This is a genomic window from Pedobacter hiemivivus, from assembly GCF_004331685.1.
In the GTDB taxonomy this organism is placed as follows: domain Bacteria; phylum Bacteroidota; class Bacteroidia; order Sphingobacteriales; family Sphingobacteriaceae; genus Pedobacter; species Pedobacter hiemivivus.
The window spans coordinates 48,865-74,155 of record NZ_SJSM01000022.1; the positions used below are offsets into that span (position 1 = coordinate 48,865).

A 25,291-nucleotide genomic window follows, 5' to 3' on the forward strand; every position below is an offset into this window, starting at 1 on the left:
GTATACTTGTCCGTCTTACGTGTATAAAGGGATTAATTTTCTTTTAACCGTATGAAGAACAATAAAGCAAAAGCACTTTTAGCACAATATAAAAAAGGTAAGGTTAGTCCGCAGGAACGGGCTGAACTCGAAACCTGGTATAACCAACAGGCAGTACAAAATCCATCCTTAAAGGATCACCATGATTTTGCTGGGGCCTTAAATGAACTGGATGAGGCATTCCCTTTTCACACCCTTACTAAACCAGTTAAGACCTATCGTTGGACATTCGTGGCTTCGGCAGCGGCTGTGATCCTCTGTTTAAGTATTGGACTTTATTTTTATATGGATAAAGCCGGTGCCGGCAAACAATTGCAATTCGCAAACGACATCAAGCCGGGAGGAAATAAAGCGTTTTTAACATTGGCTGATGGTTCAAAGATATCCCTTACCGATGCCCTTGATGGAGCGGTTGCTGAACAAGCAGGGGTTAGCATTACTAAAACTAAAGATGGGCAGCTGATTTATACCCTGGCACAACAGGATGGGGCTGTAGATAGGAATGCGGGATTTAATACCATCGAAACACCCAGAGGCGGACAATATCAGATTAAACTTCCTGACGGTACGCAGGTATGGCTCAACGCATCTTCATCTTTAAAATATCCAGCGGTATTTACTGGAACTACTCGTACTGTAGAATTAAAAGGGGAGGCTTATTTTGAAGTAGCGAAGGATAAACACAGGCCATTTAAGTTGCGCTCGGGCAAGCAGGACTTAATGGTTTTGGGTACACATTTTAATGTTAGTGCCTATGCCGATGACAGTCAGGTTAAAACTACCTTATTGGAAGGATCGGTGCAAGTTACTGGGGCTGAAGGCTCGTTATCGGGAAAAGATCTGATCCTTAAACCTGGTCAGCAATCACAATTTTCAGCTGCAGGCTTAACCGTTAAAACGGCTGATACCGAAGAGGCCGTAGCCTGGAAGAACGGCTATTTCAAATTTAATGATGAGGATATTGCAACGATTTTAAAGAAAGTATCGCGGTGGTACGATGTAGATATACAGTATAAAGGGAAAATGACGGATAAGATTTTTAACGGGAAAGTTTCGCGTTATGGTAATGTTTCGGAAGTACTTCAGATTTTACAATTAACAGGGGCTATTCAATTTAAAATAGAAGGAAGGAGGATCATCGCTATGCCATAATCTTTACAAACAGAGCGGTGAAGCAGAACAAAAATAATCAGGAACCGACGGCGAATCGGAACCTGATCTATATCTGGCTTTACTCAAATTATAGCTTGAACTAATAAATCGATTGATCAACCAGACCAAACAAAAGTATGAATTTTTATATTCAAACCTCCTTGTGCTACGATAAGAAATCGGAGCCTTGGATAAAATGCACCAGGAAGATAATTATGCGAATTAACCTAATCGCTTTTTTCATTGCCTTGGCCTGTTTCCAGGTTTCGGCTTCCAGTTTTGCACAAAAGATTACGCTTAAGCAAAAGAATGCTGCACTTACTGATGCCCTTCGCGTCATAGAAGCACAAAGCGGTTATTACATCTTTTACAATACGCCTATGCTGCGGGATGCAGCCCCCGTGAATGTGAACCTTAAAAATGCAAGTTTAGATCAAGCCCTTAAGGCTTTGCTGGACGGACAGTTGTTTACGTATGCGATTATTGACCGTACAGTAGTGATACAGCGTAAGGAAAGGGTGTTGATGGATGTGCTGCGGGACTATTTTAGAGCCATCAATATCCGGGGGCGAGTATTGGATGAGGGCGGTCAGCCCTTGGCTGGTGCGTCCGTAAAAATTAAAGGCAGCAATAGAGTGGTGATGACCAACGGCGAAGGCCTGTTTGAGCTGAGGGGGGTAGATGAAAAAGCCATTATTGTGATCTCCTTTATAGGCTATGAACCGAAAGAGCTACGAGCGGATAGTGATTTGACCAACATTAAGCTAATTCTTACCAGTAGTAAACTGGAAGAAGTAATGGTGAGCACAGGTTATCAAACCTTGCCAAAGGAACGCGCAACAGGATCATTTAGCGTGGTGCCCAGAGAAACTTTAAAGAGAAGAATGGAAACCAATTTGCTGGATAGGATTGAAGGTTCGGTACCAGGCCTCTTTATGAAAAACGGCGACATTAACATTCGCGGGGTATCTACCTTGTATGGCAATCGCACTCCGCTTTATGTGGTTGACGGATTTCCTTACGAAGGAAGTACCAATTATTTAATTAATGATGATATAGCAGATATTTATGTGCTAAAAGATGCAGCGGCAGCTTCTATATATGGTAGTCGCGCTGCAAACGGGGTAATCGTGATTACCACCAAAAAAGGATCACCGGGAAAGACGAGGATCAGTTACAGCAACAGCTTTTTCATTACACCACTTCCTGATGTATCCTACTTCAATTTTATGAATGCGAAGGAAACGGTGGATTTGCAGCAAGAATTGTTTAATCTGACACACCACGATTACTCGGATTACATCAAGCGTACCGCTCAGCCTAAAGCCATTGAAGCCTTATACCTAAATAAATATGAGGGCTTATCCGATGATCAGTTAAATGCAACATTGAACAAATTAAGAGGTTTGGACAATAGATCGCAGTTAGAAGGCTTATTGATGCAGAAGCAATTCAAACAACAACATAATTTCTCCGTTTCGGGAGGGAATGAAGTGCATGAGTTTAGACTTTCTGCGAATTATACCCGCAATAGCGGATATAATATTGGCAGCAATAGCAATGAGATCAATTTGAACCTAAATGAGAACGTTAGAATTTCAAAATGGTTAACTGCGGGTGTAAATATGACGACTTATTTTAGTGACAATAAATTTTCGCCGATTAATGCTTTAGGGTATTACAGATCGGCAATGCCTTATGAAATGCTGCAGGATGAAAATGGAGAGAATTTACGTTGGAATTACCGCAAGTCATCTTATGAGATTGAACGCTTAATAGGATTGGGCTTGCATGATGAGTCTTTTAACCCCTTAAATGAGCTGGATAAATTTGATGGTTTGGGGAAGTCTAACTACGTAAGACTGAATGGAAATGTTAACGCTAAAATTATAAAGGGGCTCTCTTTGGATTTAAAATATCAGATCGAAAAAGGGGGCAATTATAGCAAAAGCTATTACAAGAAAACAGCATATACGGTAAAGAACATGGTCAATGATGCGACAAAGATGGAAAATGGAGTAGCAGAATTGAACGTGCCTAATGGTGGACAGATTTATGAAGGTAGGGGAGATTCCCGTAGTTATACTGCGCGTGCTCAGCTAAACTTTGATCGTCAGATCGCAGCTAAGCACCATACTACATCATTAATTGGTATGGAGCAGAGAAGTGTAATGGGCTCCTCAACTAATACCCATCGGATGGGTTATGATGACAATAACCTGAGGTATGTTCCTGTAAATGCAGTGGATCTGGCCAAAATACCGGGTACAGAGTCGGTAAATGACGAATTTAGTTACGATGAAACTCAAAACAATAATTTTGGTGCTTATGAAGATCGATTTGTATCTGTATATGCCAATGTAGGGCATACTTATAACGATAGATACAACATCACTGGTAGTGTACGTATTGATGATTCGAACTTATTTGGCGCAGACCCAAAATATCGTCACCAACCTCTATGGAGTGTAGGTGCAAGCTGGCAATTGAGCAAAGAGTCGTTTATGAAAAATATACGTTGGCTGAATAATCTGAGTTTGCGTGCTACTTATGGTTTAAATGGTAATGTGGCCCAAGGTGTTGGTCCTTATTTACAGGCCACAACGATTTATAATATGGAAGCCGAAGCCATGGCCACGCTAATTACAAATCCGCCGAATAAATCTTTAAGGTGGGAAAGTACAGCAGTAACCAATATTGGGCTTGATTTCTCGATTCTTAACGATCGCATATCTGGATCAATTGATTTGTATGGTAGAAAGAGTACCGATTTATTGGGCGAAAGAGAGACCGATCCAACCAATGCTTTTGGAACTGCATTGGTCAATTACGGGAGTCTATACAATCGTGGAATTGAATTGGGATTAAACTCAACAATCATTAAGAGTGATAATTTTAGCTGGAATACCAATGTAAGTTTGAGTTTCAACAAAAACAGAATGACCGAGATTAGTACCAGACACGAGACGGTGTATGGTTATACGGATGGTGGCGGAATAGAAAAGGTGGGTTATCCGATGAGTAGCTTGTTTAACTTTAAGTGGGCAGGTTTAGATCCTACCAACGGCACCGTGATGGTGTATGATAAGGACGGAAATGTGGTTAAGAATTATGATGCTCAAGGTGGCTATGTTGCAAATATGACTGATGTTAATGGCTTGGAATATGCAGGTACTTTGCGCCCTACTTATACCATCGGTTTTAACAATTCATTTAGGTATAAGCAATTTAGTGTGGCCATACAGTTGATTGCCAACGGTGGAAATGTGATGCGTGATGCTACGCCATCCATCTTGTCGAAGAATAATCTTTCGCAGAATGTAGATCGCCGTGTGATGAACTTCTGGAGAAAGGCGGGTGATGAAAAAATACCTGGAGTAATGCCGGCACCCGATCTGAACAATACCGGTAATTCTTATTTCGCTTCTTTATGGTATGCCGCAAACATCAATACCCTAAAAGCAGATTATATTAAGATTAGAAGCATCAACTTTACTTATGATTTAACAACTGCACTTTTCAAAAAAAGGAAGGATGTAAATGCGTTGTTAACTTTTCAGGTGCGGGATCCTTACAAATGGTTTAGAAATGATAAAGGCCTTGATCCGGAAGCCTATGCGCAATCGAGCATTTATGCCGAAAGAACCATGCCCGTTACGCCTGTTTATAGCCTTGGTGCCAGTGTTAACTTTTAACCCTACAGAACATGAAATCTAAATATTTATTAATCCTATTGATCCTGATCTCATTTAGTGGATGTAAGGATTATCTGGACATTGTGCCAAAAGGAAAACTGATTCCTACCACGGTAGAGGATTATGAAAACATGCTAAACGATATGACCGTTGTTAGTTATGGCGATTATTTTAATGACTTGCTGACTGATGATGTTTTTTTTCCTGAAGAGAATCCTGGAGCGCTTTTCAGCAGACAGCCCTTGCACGCCAGAAGGATATATACTTTTAAAAAGCAAGTTTTTGACCCGGGATCCAATGACTTTTTATGGACCGAAACTTATAAACGTATCTTCTATTTTAATAGTGTAGCTAATGACATTATGAAGGCGGTTGATGGAACTGAAAGCAATAAAAAAAGTGTAAGAGCAGAGGCGCTATTCGGAAGGGCTTTGGAACATTTACTGCTGGTAAATGTATATGCTAGGCATTATGATCCTGCAACTGCAGCTACTGATCCTGGTGTGCCATTGGTGTTGGTTGCCGATATTAGTGCAAAGCACCGCCGGAATACCGTAAAAGAGGTATACGACCAGATTATTCTGGATCTGGAAGAAGCCGTTAAATCACTGCCGGCAAACAGCAAGATTACCAAATTTAGAACCAATAAAGCGGCCGGCTATGCCTTGTTAAGTCGTGTGTATTTGTACATGGGTGATTATGCCAAAGCGCTTGATTATGCCAATCAGACCCTGGCCTTGTACAGTACATTGGTGGATATGAATACTTTTAAAATAGTTACTCCGGGGCCCTTTCCTAATGTTCCCGGTTCTCCGGTAGGCTGGACAGATATTCCAGATGGAAAAAAACATCCTGAAGCTATTGTTGCCCGCCATTTTTTGCGCCCTTTTGGTTTAGGAAATGTGGCTTGTGCATCGCCAGAGCTGTCGGCCTTATTTGATAACAATGATCAGCGATGGACACTATATTATGCCAATGCCTGGCCACCATTACCGCCGCCTGTAGATTACTGGACCCGCTATAAGGTAAGAATTTACTTACGTGGTGATTACTATAACAATGCTTTGGGCACGCCAGAGGTTTACCTTACCCGTGCCGAATGTAAAGCCAGGGCAAATGACAAGCAGGGCGCATTGGATGATGTAAATAAGCTAAGAAAGAATAGGATTGTACCTGCAGCTTACAGGGACTTTACGTTGGCTGATTTTAACAATGATCAGGAAAAGGTATTGCGGTTTGTGTTGGACGAAAGACGTAGGGAACTGGCTTTTATGGGGACAAGGGTAGCCGATTTAAAACGGTTAAACAAAGATCCAAAGTTCGCTAAGGTGATCAGACATACTGCAGAAGGGAAGGAATACGTTTTACAACCAAATACTGATGATTATTTGCGTCAGATTTATCCTGATGCTGCTAAGTTTAACCCAGATTGGGTACTTAATTAATGATATAGCGCCTGTGTCATCGTGTAATCTTTTAAATTCCCCTAAGATGTTGATGCAGGCGCTTTCTAACCTAAAAATTCAATTTAAAAAACACTAAAAAAATGAAATCAATTTTAGCACTGCTACTCATCACCATGAGTGGCCTGGGCACTTATGCTCAAATTAAACCTGACGCAGCACTGCCTACAGACCCGAAACTTAGGGTTGGAAAGTTGCCAAATGGCTTAACGTATTACATCCGTCATAATAATTTTCCTAAGGGACTTGCTGACTTTCAAATCTTCCATGCTGTTGGGGCCATGCAGGAAGAAGACAATCAGAATGGACTGGCTCACTTTTTAGAGCATCAGGCTTTTAAAGGATTGGCACATTTTCCCGGTAAATCCATGACCAACTACATGGAGAAAATAGGGGTGAAGTTTGGAGAAAACCTGAATGCTGCTACGACCACTGATTATACTCGCTATATGATTAACCAGGTGCCGATTAGCCGACAAGGAATTATTGATACTTGTTTGCTGGTCTTGTCTGACTGGTCGGGTTCTATTACCGCCAATAAGGAAGCCGTAGATTCTGAACGTGGTGTAATTAAGGAAGAATGGCGGATGCGTGGTGGGGTAGATTACCGCATCAATCAGGGCCTTTCTCCCTACTTTTTTAAAGGTTCAAAGTATGCGATCAGAAATGTAATTGGTGACATGAAGATCATTGAAAGCTTTAAACAACAGGAGCTGTTGGACTTTTACCACAAATGGTACAGACCAGATTTGCAGGCAGTAGCCATTGTAGGTGATTTTGATGTGGACGCCATGGAGGCTGCTGTTAAAAAGCTGTTCTCGAAATTGCCAAAAGCAGTAAACCCTACAGCGAAAACTGCTTATCCATTGCCTGATAACAAGGAATTGATTTACGGAACATACAGCGATAAAGAGGCCTCGTCATCATCCATAAGCTTAATGGTTAAACATCCACAGCAAAAATGGGCGGACAGACAAAAACCAAGTACTTACACATTGGGGTACCAGTATGCCATCATTACCTCAATGATGAACAGTCGCTGGGAAGAACTATCCCATAAAAAGGATTTTGCAATTAAAGGGTTGCAGTATGGTTTTGGCTCTTTTGTAGCGGATAAGGATGTTTTTAGCGTGTCTGCAGATGTTAAACCGGGGGTAGCCAACATTATGCCTGCATTTGACATGATGCTATCGGAAACGGAACGATTTAAAAGATATGGCTTTACAAAAGGGGAATTGGACTTGGTGAAGGCCAATTTTAAACGCAGACTAGAACGCTCGTATTTGGAAAGAGATAAGAAACCGAACAACAACTTTATAGAAAGTTATATGAATAACTTTTTGGAGAATACGCCGATGATCAGTGCTGAGGTGTCCTATAAGTTATTTACCCAGGTGTTGGATAATTTTACCCTGGCACAGGCTAATGCGATGTTGAAGGGCCTCTTTACAGCGCAGAATGTGATTGCAACTGTAGTGACTTCGACTGAAGATGCGGCAGGTATTCCTTCGCGCGAGCTGGTTGTTAAAAAGCTTGCTGGTATGTCGGCCTTGCCTGTTGAAATTTATAAAGATAAAGCGCTGGTTAAGTTAGAGCCGAAAACGGCCCCAAAACCGGGTAAAGTCATCAGCGAGCAAAAGGTTGACTTTGGCGCTACTTTATGGACTTTAGCTAACGGTGCAAAAGTATACTTGTTGCCAACGCCACATAAAAAGGATGAGTTGATGATGACGGCCTATAGTAAAGGTGGCCATTCTGTAATGAATGATAAAGACTACTTCTCGGCAAGGTTGCTGACTTCGGCCATGCTGACTTCGGGAGTAGGTAATTTGAGTTCGACAGAGCTGAGCAATGCTTTAGCTGGTAAAATTGTATATGTAACTCCTTTTTTATCGGAGTTGTCGGAGAGCATTGATTGTTCAACTACGCCGTCGGATGCAGAAACGATGTTGAAATTGGTTTATATGTATTTTACAGAGCCGCGCTTTGATGAAGCTGCGTTTAAAATGGATATGAAAAAGACGAAAGAGAACCTTGTCTCCCGTAAAAAGAATCCGTTTTCTGCTTTGCAGGATAGTGTGACTTACATTAGAAGCAATCATCATTATAGGTCGAGCAATTTGATTTTGGATGCCAATGATATTGATAAAGTAGATTTTAGCAAGATGAAAGACATTCATAAGCAAGCCTTTGGTAATCCTGCAGATTTTGTTTTCGTTTTCACTGGAGCAATTGACCTGGTTAAGGTAAAACCTATGATTGAGGAGTATGTTGGCGGTCTTAGTGCCACACATCGTAAAGATGAATGGCGTGATGTAGGTAAAAGGAGTCCTAAAGGACCTGTGAGCATTGAAATTAAGCAGAAAATGGAAACGCCAAAGTCGACCACCTTTATTGAGTATACGCGTGAGGCTCCATATTCTTTTAGGCGCGCAATAACGATGCAGCTTTTGCAGGGTATTATAGATATCCGTTTTAACAAATTGCTTAGGGATGAACGTTCTGGAGTTTATTCGACGATGTCTGAAGCTTCTATAGTGCAGGACCCACTTTCCAAATTGCAGCTGATTGTATCTTTTGAGACAGATCCTAAGTTAATGGATGAGCTGACTAAAGTGGTTCATCAGGAGTTGAAAAGGTTATCGGTTGAAGGCGTAGATGCTGCAGATCTTGCCAAAGGTCGTGAGTTTATGAATAAAAGCCGGATACAGCGGGCAACAAATAATGGCTACTGGCACCATATTTTGTACACTTATGCGACCAAGAACGGTGTAAATAATGACAAGGACGCGGAGAAGGTATTGAATGAAATAGATGCGAAGGAAGTGAAGGCGATTTTAACAGAGATATTGGAGCCTAATAATGTGGTTACGGTAACGATGAGGCCTGAATAGTATTTTTTTTGACGATAGCGTACAAAAAAGGTGTATCATAATGATACACCTTTTTTTTCTTTTACTTTTTCTGAATGTTTTTCAGTTCTTGTTTTAACTCTTGGATTTCCTGTTTCACTTGCCTGGTTTCCAGGTAATAGTAAATGGCAAAGGCCAGGAATATTTTCCCTAGTACAAAAATTGCCCCGAGTACCCAGCGCCACAATTTATGAACGCGCATGTGGCTAGATGGGCCCTGCACTTCAACAAATTCTCCGGCATTTTCTTTTTTATCATTGCCATTAATTGAAGGTGCCTTGGTTATTTTTAAACCAGTAAAATTTTGCCTCCTGGTAATTTCATTAATCTCAGTTTCTATTTTGCTCCAGGTTTCCGGTGGTGGAGTGATCGCTCCATGTTGTGCAATCCGCTCCAGATCTTCTTCTAGTTGCGTCAAAGCATCCTGTAGTTGTGGATGTCTGTCTTTTAACATCAACAATTCACTGATTTCCTTTTCGGAGGCCGAACCCAATAAATAGGCCTCCAGGGCTCCACTTTCTATATATTCGTTAATTTCCACTGCCTGTTTTGATTATTTGAAAGCCTGTCTTAAAGTTAACATGTTCAGAGATTTAGCGAGTAAGAATGGTTAATTTAAAACTAAAATATAGAATATTTATAATATTTTGCGTTTCTTTTTTTTTAATCGGTTTAAAAAGAAACATTTAGGGTTGATGGAGCTGTAATTGTTTTTTTAACTCGTGGATTTCATGTTGCATCAGGCTAACCTTTTCGAGTAAATGCCTGATGGCATCAATGCCTTCTATATTGATCAGCAGATCATAGTGGAAGTGGATGTATCGGTCTATTTCTGTAAGTTGAGCGGTACTGATATACTTTTCTTCGCCAATGTTGGTTAGTATAATGATTCCCGATTCTTCGAGTGAACTGATAAAAGAAGGCTCGATATCGTATTTAATACAGTATTCGGTGATGGCAATTAGTTCTTTTTCCATGGTTCCAGATTTTAAGCAAGGTTTTGTAACTCCTCAAATAACTCTTTTTGTCTATCGGTAAGTGCTGTAGGTATTTTTACAATGTAGCTGACAAACAGGTTGCCAAAATTGCCCTCCTTTTTGTAAAGGGGGAAACCCTTGTTTTTTAGCCTTACTTTAGTGCCATTTTGGGTACCCGCTGCAACTTTTAGTTTTACTTTACCATCAAGGGTGTCGACCATTACCTCGCCACCTAGGACCGCCGTATACAGGTCAATTTCTTTATTGATATAAATATCGTCGTTTAATCTTTTAAAAACCGGGTGCTCGGTTACGTTAATCGTAATGTATAGATCGCCATTTGGACCGCCATTGGTACCAGGACCGCCCTGACCTTTTAATTTGATGACTTGTCCATCTGCAATACCCGCAGGGATGGTGATGCGTAGGGTTTTATCATTTACCGTTATGGTTTGTTTATGGGTTTTGTAGGCATCCAATAAATTGAGTTTTAACTCGGCCTGATAGTCATGTCCTTTGTACTTTACCTGACTGCGGCCTTGCCTGCCAGTTGCGCCACCAAACATGGATTCGAAAAAATCAGAGAAATCGCCACTACCAAAATCTTCAGCAGTATAGCCGCCAGCAGAAGATCTCCCATAAGGATTTCCAGAGCCTTGATAGGCTTGTTGTCTTCCTCGCGATTGCTTAGCCTGCTCAAATTGGTCAGCATTTTTCCAATGCTCCCCATATTCGTCATATTTTTTACGCTTTTCGGGATCACTTAGAGCTTCATTCGCCTCATTGATCTGTTGAAATAGTTTATTCGCCTCTTTATCATTTGGATTTAGATCAGGATGATATTTCCTGGCGAGTTTTCTATAGGCTTTTTTAATGTCCTCTGGAGAGGCAGTTTTGTTAACGCCAAGAATTTTATAATAATCGATGAATGCCATGTATGTCTTTGCTATTACAATTTAATAACAAAGTAAAATATAAAATGATTGCTTATACTAATAATAAGCTAATAATCATTACGACATCTGAGGTTTTGGCTTTGACTTTCCGATTTTCTTAATGTAGGTGTCCAGAAAATGATCGATGCCTGTTGTGGCATAGCCCAAAAGTCTTGAATTTTCACCAAGCTCGGAAGAGACAATTGTTGTTCGCTCCCTGATCTGGGTCATGCAATAGGTATTGATGGCTTGTTGCATCGGCAGGGTAATGTATTGCTTCGCTTCGGCAATTTTTCCGCTTAAAATGATCAGTTCGGGGTTGAAGAGCTGGATCAGCATAGCGATTCCTTTTCCCATATGCGTGCCAATATTGGAGAGCAGCTGAATGGCATATTGATCGCCTTTATTTGCTGCTTCGATGATGACAGCGGGTTCAATTCTTTGCAGTTCCTCTTTGCTGAGTTTGTTCAGCATCGAATTTTTGCCAGAGAGAATACCTTCTTTTGCCATTTCTGATAAAGCATTGCCTGAAGCGATGGTTTCCAGGCAGCCGTGTTTTCCGCAATAACACAAGGCTCCGTTCTCTACAAAGGGGATGTGTCCGAGTTCCCCCGAAAAACCACAGGCACCTTTTCTTAATTTTCCATCCATAATAATTCCTAGTCCAACACCCAGATCCATCAAGAGGATCAGGACGTTTTGCTTGCCTTTTGCCATCCCATGTGTAAATTCTGCCATGGATGATCCGTTTACATCATTTTGGATCACAACAGGGAGTTTCAGCATTTTTTCAAATTCAGCTGTTAGGGAAGTGTCTGCTATATCGCTAAGAAAATAACTGTAGCTTTTGCCTTTTTCGGAATCAATCAGGCCCGGCATGCCTACGCTACAACCGATTAACTGGTCGCTGGTGATGCCACAATCTTTTAAAATGTTCTGGATATGGCTGCTTAAAATATGGAAGAAATCGGATCCTGTGCTTTTTGAGATCGGCAAGGCAATGGTTTGAGCTTCGACAATGTAATTGTAATTATTGTCTACTATGGCTATTTTGGTGTGGAACAATGCGATATCAATACAGAGGATCAGAATTTTTTTATCCTTTAAGCTATACAGATCGGGTTTTCTGCCACCAATAGACACGCCATAGCCTTTCTTTTCGACCCAGTCTTCGTCAATTAAACTGTTAATCAGTTTTAAAATACTAGGTGAACTCATGTTCATAGTATGACATAAAGTAGAAACTGAACATGGACCTGAATTAAAAAGATGTTTTACAAGCTGGTATTTATGGGTCAGCTGTTTATCATGCGTTGGTCCTGTTATGTTATTTAATAGACGAAGATTCATTAGTTTGATTGCTCTGCTTTGCTAAATGTAGGAAACTTATATTAAAAAATAATAAAAGTATTTTTATTATATAAATAATTAACATATGTTTTGTGTTTTCGACAATTTCTCCCTAATATTAACCATGCAATTGTCTGATGTAATGAACGTTGGGGATGGCATGAAGATGAATTCAACACACATTGATATGAAACCGGAAGAACCACAACAACCAAACACAAGAAGAGATTTTATTAAAAAAGCTGCGGTAGGAGTAGCCGCATTTACCATTGTGCCCCGATATGTTTTGGGTGGACAAGGATTTATTGCTCCAAGTGATAAATTAACCAAAGCCGTTATAGGTGTTGGTGGGATGGGCAGGAACCATTTTCCATATGATGGAACTCAGGTAGTTGCCATCTGTGATGTCGATAAAAGACACATTGCCAAAGCATTACCCATGCTGGATAAAGGGGTTAAAACCTTTAGCGACTACAGGGAATTGATTAAGCTACCAGAAGTGGATATTGTACACATTGCCACGCCGCCACACTGGCACGGCATTATGGCTGTAGATGCAGCCAATGCGGGGAAGGATATTTGGTGTGAAAAACCAATGACCCATACCATAGGTGAAGGAAAAAGGGTGATGGAAGCTGTAAAACAAAATGGCAGCATCTTTAGGTTAAATACCTGGTTCCGCTTTAAAGATAATTTTTACGGTTTAGGGACTACGGTTAAACCGGTTAAAAAACTAGTGGATAGCGGTTTGCTGGGCTGGCCTCTAAAGGTAACCGTAAGCAGACATACAGGCTATGACTGGAAGTTTTTCTGGGTAGGTAAAGACAATTTGCCACCTGAGCCGGTTCCGGCTGAGTTGGATTATGATTCGTGGTTAGGTCCGGCACCTTACAAACCATATAGTACACATCGTGTTCATTCCACTTTCCGTGGCTATTGGGATTATGATGGTGGTGGTTTGAGTGATATGGGCCAACATTACCTGGATCCGATACAATACTTTTTAGGTAAAGATGATACCAATCCGATTTCTGTTGAAATCGATGCTCCTCAGCAACATACTGATGCAGTAGGGATTTGGAGAAGAATAACATATACTTATGCTGACGGTTGTCAGATTATTTTAGATGGCGAGGCTAAAGATGCCAATGTGCCTTATATTGAAGGACCAAAAGGAAAGCTATACCCAGGTTTTAAATCAGATATTCCTGATTTGGATCGTAAACTAGCCGCTTTCCCTGATCCTGCTCCACAAATGACGGATTTCTCTGAAGCCGTTAGGACCAGGCAACAATTTGCTTTAAATGAGCAAAACGGACATCGTTCATGTAACATCATTAACATTGGATTGGCTGCATTGCGTTTAGGAAGGAACTTGAAATTTGATCCGGTTAAGCAGGGATTTGTGGATGATGAAGGAGCAAACAGGTTGATCAACCCAGTAATGCGTGCACCATTTACCATCTAATCATTTTCATCCTTAAAATAATTTAAACGAACATTTTACTCATACTATAATGATAAAAAAGATATGTTTTATCCTGCTAGCGGTTGTCCTATTACAGAGCAATGTTTTTGCACAAGCACAGGGGAATAAAGACGAGCGTACAATCACTACGCGTATCGCAGATTTGTTGGCACAATTGCCTGCGAAGGATGCTAAACAACTAAAAGGAAACATGCAGGAAATTGCACAGTTAGGAGAGGATGGTTATCTGACCCTAATTACTGGATTAACTGCTCCGGGAAAAGGCAACAATGCTTTGCTGGAATATGCCATTGGCGGATTTTCTGCTTATGTAAGTCAGCCTGGGCAGGAAAGCTGGAGAAAAATGAGTGTAAACGCCTATGTTAAAGCTTTAGATAAGTTGTCTGATAAACAAAATAAATCATTTGTCATCAGTCAACTGGAGTTGGTTGGTAAAGATGATGCTATAGCTAGTTTAGGTGCTTATTTAACGGATGCACAACTGGCAGATCCAGCCGCAAGAGCATTGGTGAAAATTAACTCTCAGGCTTCAAAAGCAGCTTTATTGACTGGATTGGCTAAAGCGAAGGGTGCTGCAAAGCTTTCTGTTGTGGAAACTTTGGGCGACAGTCGTACCAAAGAAGCTGCGAAAGCAATTGCTGAATTGACTACTGGAGATGAGCGCCTGGCTAAAATGTCATTGTATGCTTTGGCAAACATAGCTGATCCTTCTTCTGAAGCTGTTTTGGCTGCTACTGCTGAAAAAGCAGGTTTTAAATACGAAAATACCAATGCTGTTGCTTCCTATTTGCTATATGCCGAAAGGTTAATGAGCAATGGAAATAAGGTAGAAGCAAACAATATCGCTAAGAAAATACTTGGAAAAGCAGTGGCAGACGATCAGGTACACATCCGTATTGCGGCCCTTAAATTGGTTTCTGATTTTAGTAAAGCACAAAGTGATGAGTATTTATTAGCTGCAATGAGTGATACGCAATTTAAATACCGTGCTGCGGCATTGAAATTAGCCTTGCCAACTATTACGCCTGTAACTGCTAACCTTTGGATTAAAAAGATTAAAAATGCTGATCCTGTTACGCAAGTAGCTATTGTGGACATGCTTGGAGATAGTAAAGTTAAGTCAATCCTTCCTGCTGTTTCGGCTTTATATAAAAGTAAAGATCAGAACGTAAGGTCTGCCGCTATAGCTGCAGCTGGTAAAATTGGCGCAGAGGAAGCATTGGCGGGCTTGCTTAAAATAGCTGGTAAAGGTGATTCTACGGATGTAGTAACGGTTTCTAATGCGATCTTAAGAATGAAAGGTGATGGAGTTGTAGCTAAGGTTGCTGCTTTTATTCCTAAAGCCAAACCAGAAGTTCAGGTTGCTTTAATTAACGTGTTGGCTGCTAGAGCTGCAAATTCGCAGTTAAATACGATATATAGTCAGCTGAAGAATAAAAATACAGCGGTTAAAAATGCGGCATTTGCTGCGCTTAAGCAAACTGTAACCAGTGAGAACCTTCCGCAATTGTTTAAGTTGCTAAAAGAAAGTTCGGATCCTTCTGAATTAACAAACGTGCAGGATGCGATTATTGCTGCCATAAAAGGTAGCGATAATAAAGATCAGCAGGTGGATATGGTGTTGCAACAAATGGCAGCTGCATCGGAAGATAAAAAAGTGCTTTTTTATAAAATGCTGGCCAGTTTAGGTGGGGACAAATCATTAAAAGCTGTTTCAGATGCCTTTAATACAGGTGATGCAGCTACTAAAAAAGCGACTGTGTCGGCTTTATCATCTTGGGCTGATGCTGGTGCTGTAGGAGAATTGATCAAAATTGCTCGTCAGCCAGCTAATGCGGCCTATGTTAACCAGGCTGTTGATGGTTATTTACGTTTGGTGAGAGCGGCCAAATATCCGGCTGAACAAAGGTTGTTGTTGCTGCGTGAGGCTATGGGGGTATCCAAAAAAGCGGCTCAGCAACAACAAATTCTTAAAGACCTGGAGCAGGCAAAATGCTTAAACTCTTTATTGTTTGCTGGTAGATATCTTGATCAGGCATCAACACAGCAAGCTGCGGCTATGGCGGTTATGAACATCGCATTGGCAGACAAATCGTACAATGGTGATTTAGTAAAAGGCTTGTTAAATAAAACAATTAGCGCAATTAAAGGTGCTGATAGCGAGTATCAACAAGAAGCAATGCGTAAATATCTTGCTGAAATGCCGAAGGGTGACGGTTTCGTATCTATGTTTAATGGTATCGACCTTACTGGTTGGAAGGGTTTGGTTGGCGATCCACTAAAAAGAGCGAAGATGGATGCCAAAACTTTGGCTGCTGCTCAGGAAAAAGCGGATGCTGAGGCCATTGATAGCTGGAAGCCAGTAAATGGCGAACTTCAGTTTATGAGCCATGGAAACAACCTGGCTACCGTAAAAAAATATGGTGATTTTGAAATGTTGGTTGACTGGAAAATTATTGATGATAAAAAAGGTGAGGGTGATGCTGGTATCTATCTACGTGGTACACCGCAAGTACAGATCTGGGACAATGCCCGTGTAAAAGTAGGCGCTCAGGTAGGTTCTGGTGGTTTGTACAACAATAAATCAAATCCAAGTAAACCACTTACAGTTGCCGACAATAAGTTAGATGAATGGAATACCTTCCGCATTTTGATGAAGGGGGATCGTGTTACGGTTTACTTAAATGGTGTACTGGTAACTGACAATGTAATCCTTGAAAACTTCTGGGACAGGACCTTGCCAATTTTTGCAGAAGAGCAGATTGAGTTACAGGCACATGGATCGCCAGTTGCTTACCGTGACTTGTACATCAGAGAAATTCCTCGTGTAAAACCTTTTGAACTAAGTGCGGCCGAAAAGAAAGAAGGCTATAAGGTATTGTTTGATGGTACGAATATGCACAACTGGACAGGAAATACGACTGATTATATCATTGAAGATGGCAACATTGCGATTCGCCCGAAACCTGGAAAAGGTTCTGGTGGTAATTTATTCAGCAAAGAAGAATATAGTGATTTTGTATTCCGTTTTGAATTTCAGTTAACTCCCGGTGCAAACAATGGTTTGGGCATCAGAGCGCCTTTAACCGGTGATGCTGCTTATCAGGGAATGGAATTACAAATTATCGATAATGAAGCCCCAATTTATAGTAAACTTCATGTTTATCAGTACCATGGTTCAGTTTACGGTACGATTCCAGCAAAAAGAGGTTTCTTAAAACCTGTAGGCGAATGGAATTACCAGGAGGTGATTGTTAAAGGTCCTAAAATTAAAGTGATCTTAAATGGTACGGAGATTCTTGATGCCGACATTACTGAGGCTAGAAAGAATGGTGCTGCTGATGGTAAACCGCATCCTGGATTATTGCGTGAAAGCGGCCATGTTGGTTTCCTTGGTCATGGTTCTCCGGTTCAATTTAAAAATATCAGAATTAAAGACTTGAGTAAAACGAAATAAAAATGATAAAGGGATCAGAAATGACGGAAGAGAAGAAAGCTTCAGGAACGGATAATTCAAGAAGAAATTTTATTAAAAACACAGCACTGGCGGCCGCAGGATTTATGATCGTGCCCCGCCATGTATTGGGCGGTAGGGGCTTTTTAGCACCAAGTGATCGTTTGATGGTGGCTGCCGTAGGTGCAGGTGGAAAAGGACAAAGTAATATTGCCAATATTTATAAAGGTGGTAAATCTGAAATTGCATTTTTATGTGATGTAGATGATAGGAGAGCCGCAAATTCTGTAAAAAGCTTTCCGAAAGCAAAATACTACAGAGATTACCGTGAAATGCTGGATAAGGATGGTAAAAACTTTGATGCGGTAGTGATTTCTACTCCGGATCATAACCATGCGATGATTACAATGGCTGCGATGCAGTTGGGTAAACATGTATATGTAGAAAAACCATTAACCCATGATATTTATGAGGCCCGTAAATTAACAGAAGCTGCCAATCGTTATCAGGTGGTTACGCAAATGGGTAACCAGGGCTCCTCTGGTGATGGTGTGCGTCAGTTACAAGATTGGATTGATGCAGGTGTAATTGGTAAAGTGGAGAATGTGTATTGCTGGACAGATCGTCCATCCTGGCCTCAGGGGATTTTATGGCCATCAACAAATGGCGAAATCCCTAAAGAGCTGGATTGGGACTTATGGTTGGGTAGTGCGCCTTACAAGCCTTATATCGAGAAACTGGTTCCTTTTAACTGGAGAGGCTGGTGGGATTATGGTACCGGTGCAATAGGCGATATGGGCTGTCATTTGGTTGAACCTCCTTTTAGAGTATTAGGTTTGGATACACCAATTGATGTGCAATGTAGCGTAGGTAGTATTTATGTGGATGAATTTAAAAGAGGATATTTCCCTGATAGTTGTCCGCCTTCGAGCCATGTAATCATGACCTTTGAGAAAACTAAAAAGACCAAAGGCAATTTACAGATTCACTGGATGGATGGTGGTATAAAACCTGCCCGTCCGGAAGAGTTATTGCCTAATGAACCTTTTGGTGCTAACGGCGTGCTTTTTGAAGGGACAAGAGGGAAAATGATGTGTGATACCTATGGGGCTAACCCTCGTTTATTACCCCTGACTAAAAATGCGGAAGACCGTACTAAAAAACGTGTGGAGCGTGTGCCAGGTGGAGTCGATGGTCATTATTGGCAATGGGCAGAGGCTGCTATTGCGGGTTATGGCAAAGTAAAACTAAGCTCACCATTCGAAATTGCAGGGCCATTAACCGAGACACTTTTAATTGCTAATCTGGCCATCCGTGGTACAGATGTGCAGAAGGCAAAGGAAAATGGTAAAGGCTTTACTTATCCGGGAAGAGATATCAAATTACTTTGGGATAAGGAAAATCTAAGGGTGACAAACTTTGATGATGTGAATCAGTTTGTGAAACGCGAATACCGTAAAGGTTGGAGCTTAGGCGTATAATTTTAATCAGAAAACATGTCGTTAGGAACAAAAAATCTTAGGGTACTGGTGGTTGGTTGCGGTAATATGGGTTCGGCTCATGCTACCGCTTACCATACCCTGGATGGTTTTGAAATATCTGGTCTCGTCTCCACTGGTAACAGTAAGGTCGTGTTGAATGAAAAGCTGGGGGGTGGTTATGCCTTGTTTAATGATTATTACGAAGCATTGGAACAGACCAAACCCGATGCCGTCTGCATTTCGACTTACCCGGATACGCATGAGGCTTTTGCCATCAAAGCAATGGAAAGCGGAGCCCATGTGTTTATAGAAAAGCCATTGGCGGATTCTGTTGAAGGGGCAGAACGTGTTGCGGATGCAGCCAGGCGGTATGGTAAGAAATTGTTGGTCGGTTATATTTTACGCTATCACCCATCCTGGGAACGTTTTATCGAATTATCATCAGATATGGGCAGACCATTGGTGATGCGAATGAACCTGAACCAGCAGAGTCAGGGTGCAAAATGGACCGTACACCGCAACCTGATGAAAAGTCTGAGCCCAATTGTAGATTGTGGGGTTCATTATATTGATGTGATGTGCCAGATGACGCGTTCGAAACCTTTACAGGTAAGCGCCATTGGCGCAAGACTGAGCGATGACGTACCTGTGGGGAACTATAACTACGGACAGCTTCAAATTCGTTTTGAAGACGGTTCTGTGGGTTGGTATGAAGCGGGCTGGGGACCAATGATGAGTGAAACGGCTTTCTTTGTGAAAGATGTGATCGGTCCAAAAGGCTCGGTATCTATAGTGGCCAAAGCAGCCAGTGCTGCTGGCAAATCTGATGAGGTAGACGCGCATACTAAAACCGAGTCGATCAAGGTACATTATGCTGATCTGGATGGAAATGATAAATTCTCAAGGCCGGATACCTGGATTGACCTTAAGGATGAACCGGATCATCAGGAACTTTGTAATCGCGAACAACGTCATTTTTTAAAGGCCATTTTGGAGGATATTGATTTAACGAATCCTACTGATGATGCCATAAACAGTTTGAGAATTGCTTTTGCATGTGATGAATCGGTTAAAACCGGGCAGATTGTTCAGCTTTCCTGATTGATTTATGCTATTCTTTATGCGCTTCGTCATCCTGAAATAAAATTGTTTTTAAGCGGGCGTCATCCTGAGTTTATCTCAGGATCTCGCAATAGAAAGACAATCTGTCGTTGGTATTCGTCATGACGGTCGAATTAATGTATTCATAACAGGGAGTTGCACTATATATTATATGCTAAGATTAGGTTTGTAGGATTGAAATTCGTTATTTAGTAGTAGCGGCTGGTTTACTTGAACTGGATGAATGATGTTTAAAAACACAGATAAAGATTTATGGGCTTCATTCATTAATGGAGATGACAATGCTTTAAAATTGCTGTATGAGCAATTTGTGGACCTACTGTATGCCTTTGGATTAAGGTTTACAGATGACACTGATATGGTTAAGGATGGCATTCAAGACTTGTTTGTTGATCTTTATAAGTATCGAAAGAAATTGGCGACTGAAGTTAATGTAAAATCATATCTATTTACCTCCTTAAAGCGTAAGATTTGCCTCGTACTAAAAAAGAACGCAGCAACTGTAAAACATAGCTTTGAACTCCCTTTTTTATTGTCGCCCAGTATTGAAGAGCAGATTACCAATGATGAGTATGAAGCGGAACTCTTACAGAAATTGAATACGGAGTTAGCCTTATTGCCAGCCAGGCAAAAGGAAGCTTTGTATTTGCGCTACAACTCCGAACTTGAATATGAGCAGATCTCTGAGATTATGGATGTTTCTTTAGCAACCTGTCGTACTTTGGTATATCGTGGAGTGAAGCAGTTGAAAGAACAAATGCTAGCCAATTATGCTTACAAAATATTAGCGTAAGGGGAGTCTATAAAGTACAAGTTCTTTACTCTGGTAAGTACTAGTAAAAGTACAAATGGATTCAAAGAACAATAGCGAGCATAGCGAACGTGAATTTGCTGGCGAGATCAAGCAGGTTTTAAATCATGTAGGGAATGAGAAGTTATCCCCGTTAGTAAAGGATGAGTTATGGGAAAAGATTGCGCTCCGGTCCGTCAATAAACCTTTTTTATCTAGCTGGAAGCTGTATTTGCAGGTTGCTGCAATACTATTCATCGTATCAGGTATTGGGATTTGGCTGTATCAGCAAAATACACCTACTCATAAGCTACTGGATTTTGCAGCTACGCAAGTAGGTAAAAAGAGCGGTACCGATCAGCATCAGACCTTAAAGCCAAACACTGATGCTTCAGCATCCTCAGATCATGAGGCGGAAAATATTACGACTACAAATGATTTTAATACACTGGTTGTAGGTAATGGACAGCGTTCGGTTATCAAACTTCCTGATGGTACTAAAGTTTGGTTAAATTCTGATTCAAGGTTAATTTATCCGGTTGCATTTTCAGGAGATACGAGGGAAGTTTATTTAGAGGGAGAAGCCTACTTTGATGTCAGTCATGATAAAAAACATCCATTTTATGTGCATGCCAATAAAATGGATATTAAAGTGTTAGGTACAGAGTTTTATGTGAGTTCTAGCGCAAATAGTGATCGTAATTATGCGGTTTTGGTTGCGGGGAGTATTGCCTTCTCAACGGGTAGCTGGTTAAATAAAATAGAACGCCAACTGGTACCGGGGCAGCGGATCAATTACGACCTGAAAGAGAACAAACTTTTGATATCGGAGGTTAAAACAGCCGAATTTCAGTCCTGGAAGGAGGGGTTTGTTGATGTGAACAGTGAGTCCTTGGATCTCATTATACAGCGGATTGCTAAATATTATAACATAGAGATCAGCACACAGCAGTTGGATCTGTCTAATGAAAAATTCTCGGGTAGGCTGGATTTTCAGCGTAGCGCCGATGACGTATTGAATATTTTATGCGCAGGAACACCATACGTTTACAATGGTGTAGAAAGGAGGCTGGAACTGAGAAAACGCTAACTATTGAATAAAAAAAAAGGAGGTGCGCTAACACCTCCTTCCAACAATAACTAATTCAAGCTACTATTTAACTCATTAACAAAAATATGAAAAAACTTCATGTATGTGAACCTCATGCATTTTATTTAAGGCTCAAAACTAGAATAATAAGAACTATGAAAGTAACAATGGTTTTATTATGGATGGGGATGATGACCACTTATGCCAATACATCTGCTCAGCTTAAGATGAACATAGACCTTGTAAGAGGTAATTTACCAGAATTATTTCAGCAAATTCAAAAGCAAAGTGATTACCAGATCCTTTATAAAGACGATTTTATTAAATTAAATAAGTACGAAGAGCTAAACCTGAAACTGAACAATAAAACAGTTAAAGAGATTCTGGATAAAGCGCTAAAAGATAGCGGACTTACTTACACGATTTCGGGTAGACAGATTGTCATCTTATCCAAAGAAAGAGCGCGGGGTGTTGTGCAAGATAGTTTGGTAACACTTCGTGGACGGGTATATGATACACACGAACCGCCTAGTGTATTGCCCGGCGTTAGTATCAGAATAAAAGGTTCGACAACCGGAACTACGACAGATGGGGATGGTTATTTTACGATTAAAGCCAGAAAGAATGATGTTTTGGTTTTCTCCATGATCAGTTACCTAAGCTTTGAGTATACGGTTTTGAGAGCCGATAAAAGTTTGAATGTTTCTCTGAAAGAGAACATTTCTGCCTTGAATGAGATCGTCGTAGTTGGCTTATCTGAGCAGCAGAAGAAACACATTGCCAGTTCTATCGCTTCGCTGGATGTGAACTCGCAGATTGTAGGGAAACCGATTACTTCGTTATCACAAGCCCTTCAGGGTGGGGTAACGGGAATCAATGTGACACAGAACTCTGGTTTGCCCGGTGGTGATGCAGCAACGATAAAAATAAGGGGGATTAGTACGTTGGGGAACTCTAATCCGCTGGTTTTGGTGGATGGGATTCCTATGGATATGAACTATATTGATCCGGTTACGGTAGAAAGTGTTACCGTATTGAAGGACGCTGCAGCTGCTGCGATTTATGGCGCAAGGGCCGCAAATGGGGTGATTCTGGTAACGACTAAACGAGGCGTGCCGGGTAAGGTTAGAGTGGCCTATGATAGTTATTTTGGCCTGGCTTCGCCTTCTTATTTACCAAATACAGTTGATGCACCTACATATATGAATATGTATAATGAAGGGCAGTTAAATGCGGGTAAGCCTTTGTTTTATTCGGAGGAAGATATTCAGAATACCATCAATAATGTGGATCCTGTTAAATACCCAAATACAAATTGGGGGGATCTGATCATCGACAGGTCGGCCGAAATTACCAGTCATTCTGTTTCTGTAAGTGGTGGTAACAATACGAGTAGGTTTGCCCTTAGTGGCAATTACCTTTATCAAAAGGGAATGTTGCCAGTAAATGATGCCAATCGCATCACCATCAGGGCAAATACTTCTACTTCATTGAGTAAGAATTTCCTGGTAAACCTGGATATGCTGGCCATAAAAAGAAATACCACACAGCCAAACAGACCAAGTGGGAGTAATGGAAATAGGTTGTTGCAGGATATTTACCGTACGCCGCCAACTGTTTTACCTAAATATCCAGAAAAGGACGGTGTGCCTACCATTTATGGAAGGTACGTGGATATTGTAAACCCACTGGCCTATGCCGAAAGAGGAGGTGTTAGAAATTTTGAAAGTGGGCAGACCAGCATCAATTTGCAACCTAAATGGGAAGTGTTTAAGAATTTTAACGTTAAAGGTCAGTTCAGTTTTAGGTTAAACAGTGATGCTACGCGGGACGTAAGAGATGCTTATAATTTCTTCGATTATTATAATGGTCAGCTCTTACAATCCTGGACTGCCCAAAGAGATGCTGGCATGGCCAGAACAACCTATTATTATATCGGCGGTAATGTAGATTATACATTGAAGGTTAAAGATCATTATTTGTTTGCGATGGCGGGTTATTCTCAGGAGGAAACGAATAGTGGAGAGTGGGATATATATTCGATGGTATCCGGTTATGCTAAATTAAACTATTCCTATAGGGATAAGTATCTGTTGGAAGGTACTGTTCGTACCGATGGTTCTTCCCGCTTTGGTCCGGGAAATAAGTTTGGTTTCTTTCCATCCGGCGCTGTGGGCTGGAATGTTCACAATGAGGGATTTATGAAAGGGATGAAGGCTATTAATAATTTGAAATTAAGGGCTTCTTATGGGCAGTTGGGTAATGAAAATATAGGCTTGTATAAATATCAGACCTTAATTAGTAGTAGCAACGGGCAGGAAGCAACCTATGGGAACGCAGATGTATCCTGGGAAACGGTGAACATGTTGGATATTGGTATGGATTTATCGCTCTTTAAAAATAACAAACTCGGGTTGACCTTCGATTATTACGACAAAGTTACTGATGGGATCATTTTGAACCCACAATTGCCCTTGATTGGCGGTTTTGAAGGTGTGGTGCCGATTAACGCTGGAAAGGTTAAAAACAGGGGTCTTGAGCTGTCTTTTAATTATAATGAGCGTTTTGGACAACATGTAGATTTTTCATTCTCTCCGGGAGTTACTTATAATAAAAACACTATTTTATCATTAAAGGGCGGACCTTATCTAACTACGACTACTATTAATGAGGAGAGCGGAAGTATCGGTAGTTTTTATGGTTACCGCACAAATGGATTGTTGCAAAGCAGTGATTATGATAACAATGGTACGCCATTGGTGCCCATGCTTAAAGATGCAAAGCCTGGGGATATTAAGTATCTTGATTTGAATAGGAATGGTATTATTGATGCTGATGACCAAACAAATATTGGTAATCCAACCCCTGAATTGGATTATTTCGCAAATTTTAGGATTGCTTATAAAAAGATAAATCTGGAGTTTTTACTGCAGGGTACAGGGAAGAGTGATGCCCCCTTGTTAAATGAATTTGCATTTCCATTGGATATGAGTGGGAATGGTGGGGTGCCCACAGTATATTATGCCAATAATTACTGGACACCGCAACGTACCGATGCCCGTTATCCACGGATCTCAACTGCGCCATCTAATAACAGGTTGTCATCTGATTTCTGGTTTCAGAACGCGGCTTATTTAAGGGTTAAGTTTATTCAGTTAGGTTATGATCTGGATAATTCATTTGTGAAGCAGATGGGCATCAGCGCTATCCGTTTTTATGTGAATGCCCAAAATCCAGTAACGTTCTCCTCCTTAAAAATAACTGATCCGGAAAGTCGGGGGGATGAATGGACATACGGGATTATGAAAACATACACATTTGGTTTAAACGTTCAATTTTAAT

15 protein-coding genes are annotated in these 25,291 nt (G+C 40.9%); 11 read left to right on the plus strand and 4 right to left on the minus strand.

All coding sequences use genetic code 11. The features are described 5' to 3' along the window. Window positions 1–51: 51 nt before the first annotated feature. From EZ444_RS22355 to EZ444_RS22370, 4 genes are all read left to right on the plus strand, one after another. Window positions 52–1,191 (plus strand): FecR family protein, encoded by a 1,140-nt coding sequence (locus EZ444_RS22355; RefSeq protein WP_131611533.1) that lies wholly within the window; start codon window positions 52–54, stop codon window positions 1,189–1,191. 215 nt (window positions 1,192–1,406) lie between these two features. Next, window positions 1,407–4,886: a SusC/RagA family TonB-linked outer membrane protein gene (locus EZ444_RS22360; RefSeq protein ID WP_165503697.1), complete on the plus strand. Its 3,480-nt coding sequence runs from the start codon at window positions 1,407–1,409 to the stop codon at window positions 4,884–4,886. Between the two features lie 11 nt (window positions 4,887–4,897). Then, entirely contained in the window at window positions 4,898–6,331 is a 1,434-nt protein-coding gene (locus EZ444_RS22365) for a RagB/SusD family nutrient uptake outer membrane protein (protein WP_131611537.1), read from the plus strand. Between the two features lie 101 nt (window positions 6,332–6,432). Continuing rightward, on the plus strand, window positions 6,433–9,243 hold the full coding sequence (locus EZ444_RS22370) for a M16 family metallopeptidase (protein WP_131611539.1): 2,811 nt from the start codon (window positions 6,433–6,435) through the stop codon (window positions 9,241–9,243). 61 nt (window positions 9,244–9,304) lie between these two features. On the opposite strand, the gene EZ444_RS22375 is transcribed toward EZ444_RS22370, so the two are convergent. From EZ444_RS22375 to EZ444_RS22390, 4 genes are all read right to left on the minus strand, one after another. Beyond that, entirely contained in the window at window positions 9,305–9,802 is a 498-nt protein-coding gene (locus tag EZ444_RS22375; RefSeq protein ID WP_131611541.1) for a hypothetical protein, read from the minus strand. 145 nt (window positions 9,803–9,947) lie between these two features. Continuing rightward, window positions 9,948–10,238, minus strand: a complete 291-nt coding sequence (locus EZ444_RS22380) for a chaperone modulator CbpM (RefSeq protein ID WP_131611543.1) — start codon at window positions 10,236–10,238, stop codon at window positions 9,948–9,950. Between the two features lie 11 nt (window positions 10,239–10,249). Further along, entirely contained in the window at window positions 10,250–11,173 is a 924-nt protein-coding gene (locus EZ444_RS22385; protein ID WP_131611545.1) for a DnaJ C-terminal domain-containing protein, read from the minus strand. Between the two features lie 78 nt (window positions 11,174–11,251). Then, window positions 11,252–12,391, minus strand: coding sequence for an ROK family protein (locus EZ444_RS22390; RefSeq protein ID WP_205945333.1), 1,140 nt, complete (start codon window positions 12,389–12,391; stop codon window positions 11,252–11,254). Between the two features lie 256 nt (window positions 12,392–12,647). Between EZ444_RS22390 and EZ444_RS22395 the strand changes: the two genes are divergently transcribed. The 7 genes from EZ444_RS22395 (at window position 12,648) to EZ444_RS22425 (ending at window position 25,290) form a co-directional block, all read left to right on the plus strand. Further along, window positions 12,648–13,991: a Gfo/Idh/MocA family oxidoreductase gene (locus tag EZ444_RS22395; protein ID WP_225874813.1), complete on the plus strand. Its 1,344-nt coding sequence runs from the start codon at window positions 12,648–12,650 to the stop codon at window positions 13,989–13,991. 49 nt (window positions 13,992–14,040) lie between these two features. Beyond that, window positions 14,041–17,469, plus strand: coding sequence for a DUF1080 domain-containing protein (locus tag EZ444_RS22400; protein ID WP_131611549.1), 3,429 nt, complete (start codon window positions 14,041–14,043; stop codon window positions 17,467–17,469). A gap of 2 nt (window positions 17,470–17,471) precedes the next feature. Continuing rightward, window positions 17,472–18,947 carry a Gfo/Idh/MocA family protein gene (locus EZ444_RS22405; RefSeq protein WP_225874814.1) on the plus strand — a complete coding sequence of 492 codons (1,476 nt, stop codon included), beginning with the start codon at window positions 17,472–17,474 and terminating at the stop codon, window positions 18,945–18,947. Window positions 18,948–18,962: 15 nt separating this feature from the next. Then, on the plus strand, window positions 18,963–20,048 hold the full coding sequence (locus tag EZ444_RS22410) for a Gfo/Idh/MocA family protein (protein ID WP_131611551.1): 1,086 nt from the start codon (window positions 18,963–18,965) through the stop codon (window positions 20,046–20,048). A gap of 244 nt (window positions 20,049–20,292) precedes the next feature. Further along, window positions 20,293–20,862 (plus strand): RNA polymerase sigma factor, encoded by a 570-nt coding sequence (locus EZ444_RS22415; RefSeq protein WP_131611553.1) that lies wholly within the window; start codon window positions 20,293–20,295, stop codon window positions 20,860–20,862. 55 nt (window positions 20,863–20,917) lie between these two features. Next, entirely contained in the window at window positions 20,918–21,949 is a 1,032-nt protein-coding gene (locus EZ444_RS22420) for a FecR family protein (RefSeq protein WP_131611555.1), read from the plus strand. A gap of 155 nt (window positions 21,950–22,104) precedes the next feature. Beyond that, complete coding sequence (locus EZ444_RS22425; RefSeq protein WP_225874815.1) at window positions 22,105–25,290, plus strand: TonB-dependent receptor; 3,186 nt, start codon at window positions 22,105–22,107, stop codon at window positions 25,288–25,290. Window position 25,291 lies beyond the last annotated feature (1 nt).

What these genes read in the sequence shown, in the direction of transcription:
- EZ444_RS22355 (WP_131611533.1), top strand. Translation starts at nt 52, where the DNA reads ATGAAGAACAATAAAGCAAAAGCACTTTTAGCACAATATAAAAAAGGT.
- EZ444_RS22360 (WP_165503697.1), top strand. Translation starts at nt 1,407, where the DNA reads ATGCGAATTAACCTAATCGCTTTTTTCATTGCCTTGGCCTGTTTCCAG.
- EZ444_RS22365 (WP_131611537.1), top strand. Translation starts at nt 4,898, where the DNA reads ATGAAATCTAAATATTTATTAATCCTATTGATCCTGATCTCATTTAGT.
- EZ444_RS22370 (WP_131611539.1), top strand. Translation starts at nt 6,433, where the DNA reads ATGAAATCAATTTTAGCACTGCTACTCATCACCATGAGTGGCCTGGGC.
- EZ444_RS22380 (WP_131611543.1), bottom strand. Translation starts at nt 10,238, where the DNA reads ATGGAAAAAGAACTAATTGCCATCACCGAATACTGTATTAAATACGAT.
- EZ444_RS22385 (WP_131611545.1), bottom strand. Translation starts at nt 11,173, where the DNA reads ATGGCATTCATCGATTATTATAAAATTCTTGGCGTTAACAAAACTGCC.
- EZ444_RS22390 (WP_205945333.1), bottom strand. Translation starts at nt 12,391, where the DNA reads ATGAGTTCACCTAGTATTTTAAAACTGATTAACAGTTTAATTGACGAA.
- EZ444_RS22395 (WP_225874813.1), top strand. Translation starts at nt 12,648, where the DNA reads ATGCAATTGTCTGATGTAATGAACGTTGGGGATGGCATGAAGATGAAT.
- EZ444_RS22400 (WP_131611549.1), top strand. Translation starts at nt 14,041, where the DNA reads ATGATAAAAAAGATATGTTTTATCCTGCTAGCGGTTGTCCTATTACAG.
- EZ444_RS22405 (WP_225874814.1), top strand. Translation starts at nt 17,472, where the DNA reads ATGATAAAGGGATCAGAAATGACGGAAGAGAAGAAAGCTTCAGGAACG.
- EZ444_RS22410 (WP_131611551.1), top strand. Translation starts at nt 18,963, where the DNA reads ATGTCGTTAGGAACAAAAAATCTTAGGGTACTGGTGGTTGGTTGCGGT.
- EZ444_RS22415 (WP_131611553.1), top strand. Translation starts at nt 20,293, where the DNA reads ATGATGTTTAAAAACACAGATAAAGATTTATGGGCTTCATTCATTAAT.
- EZ444_RS22420 (WP_131611555.1), top strand. Translation starts at nt 20,918, where the DNA reads ATGGATTCAAAGAACAATAGCGAGCATAGCGAACGTGAATTTGCTGGC.
- EZ444_RS22425 (WP_225874815.1), top strand. Translation starts at nt 22,105, where the DNA reads ATGAAAGTAACAATGGTTTTATTATGGATGGGGATGATGACCACTTAT.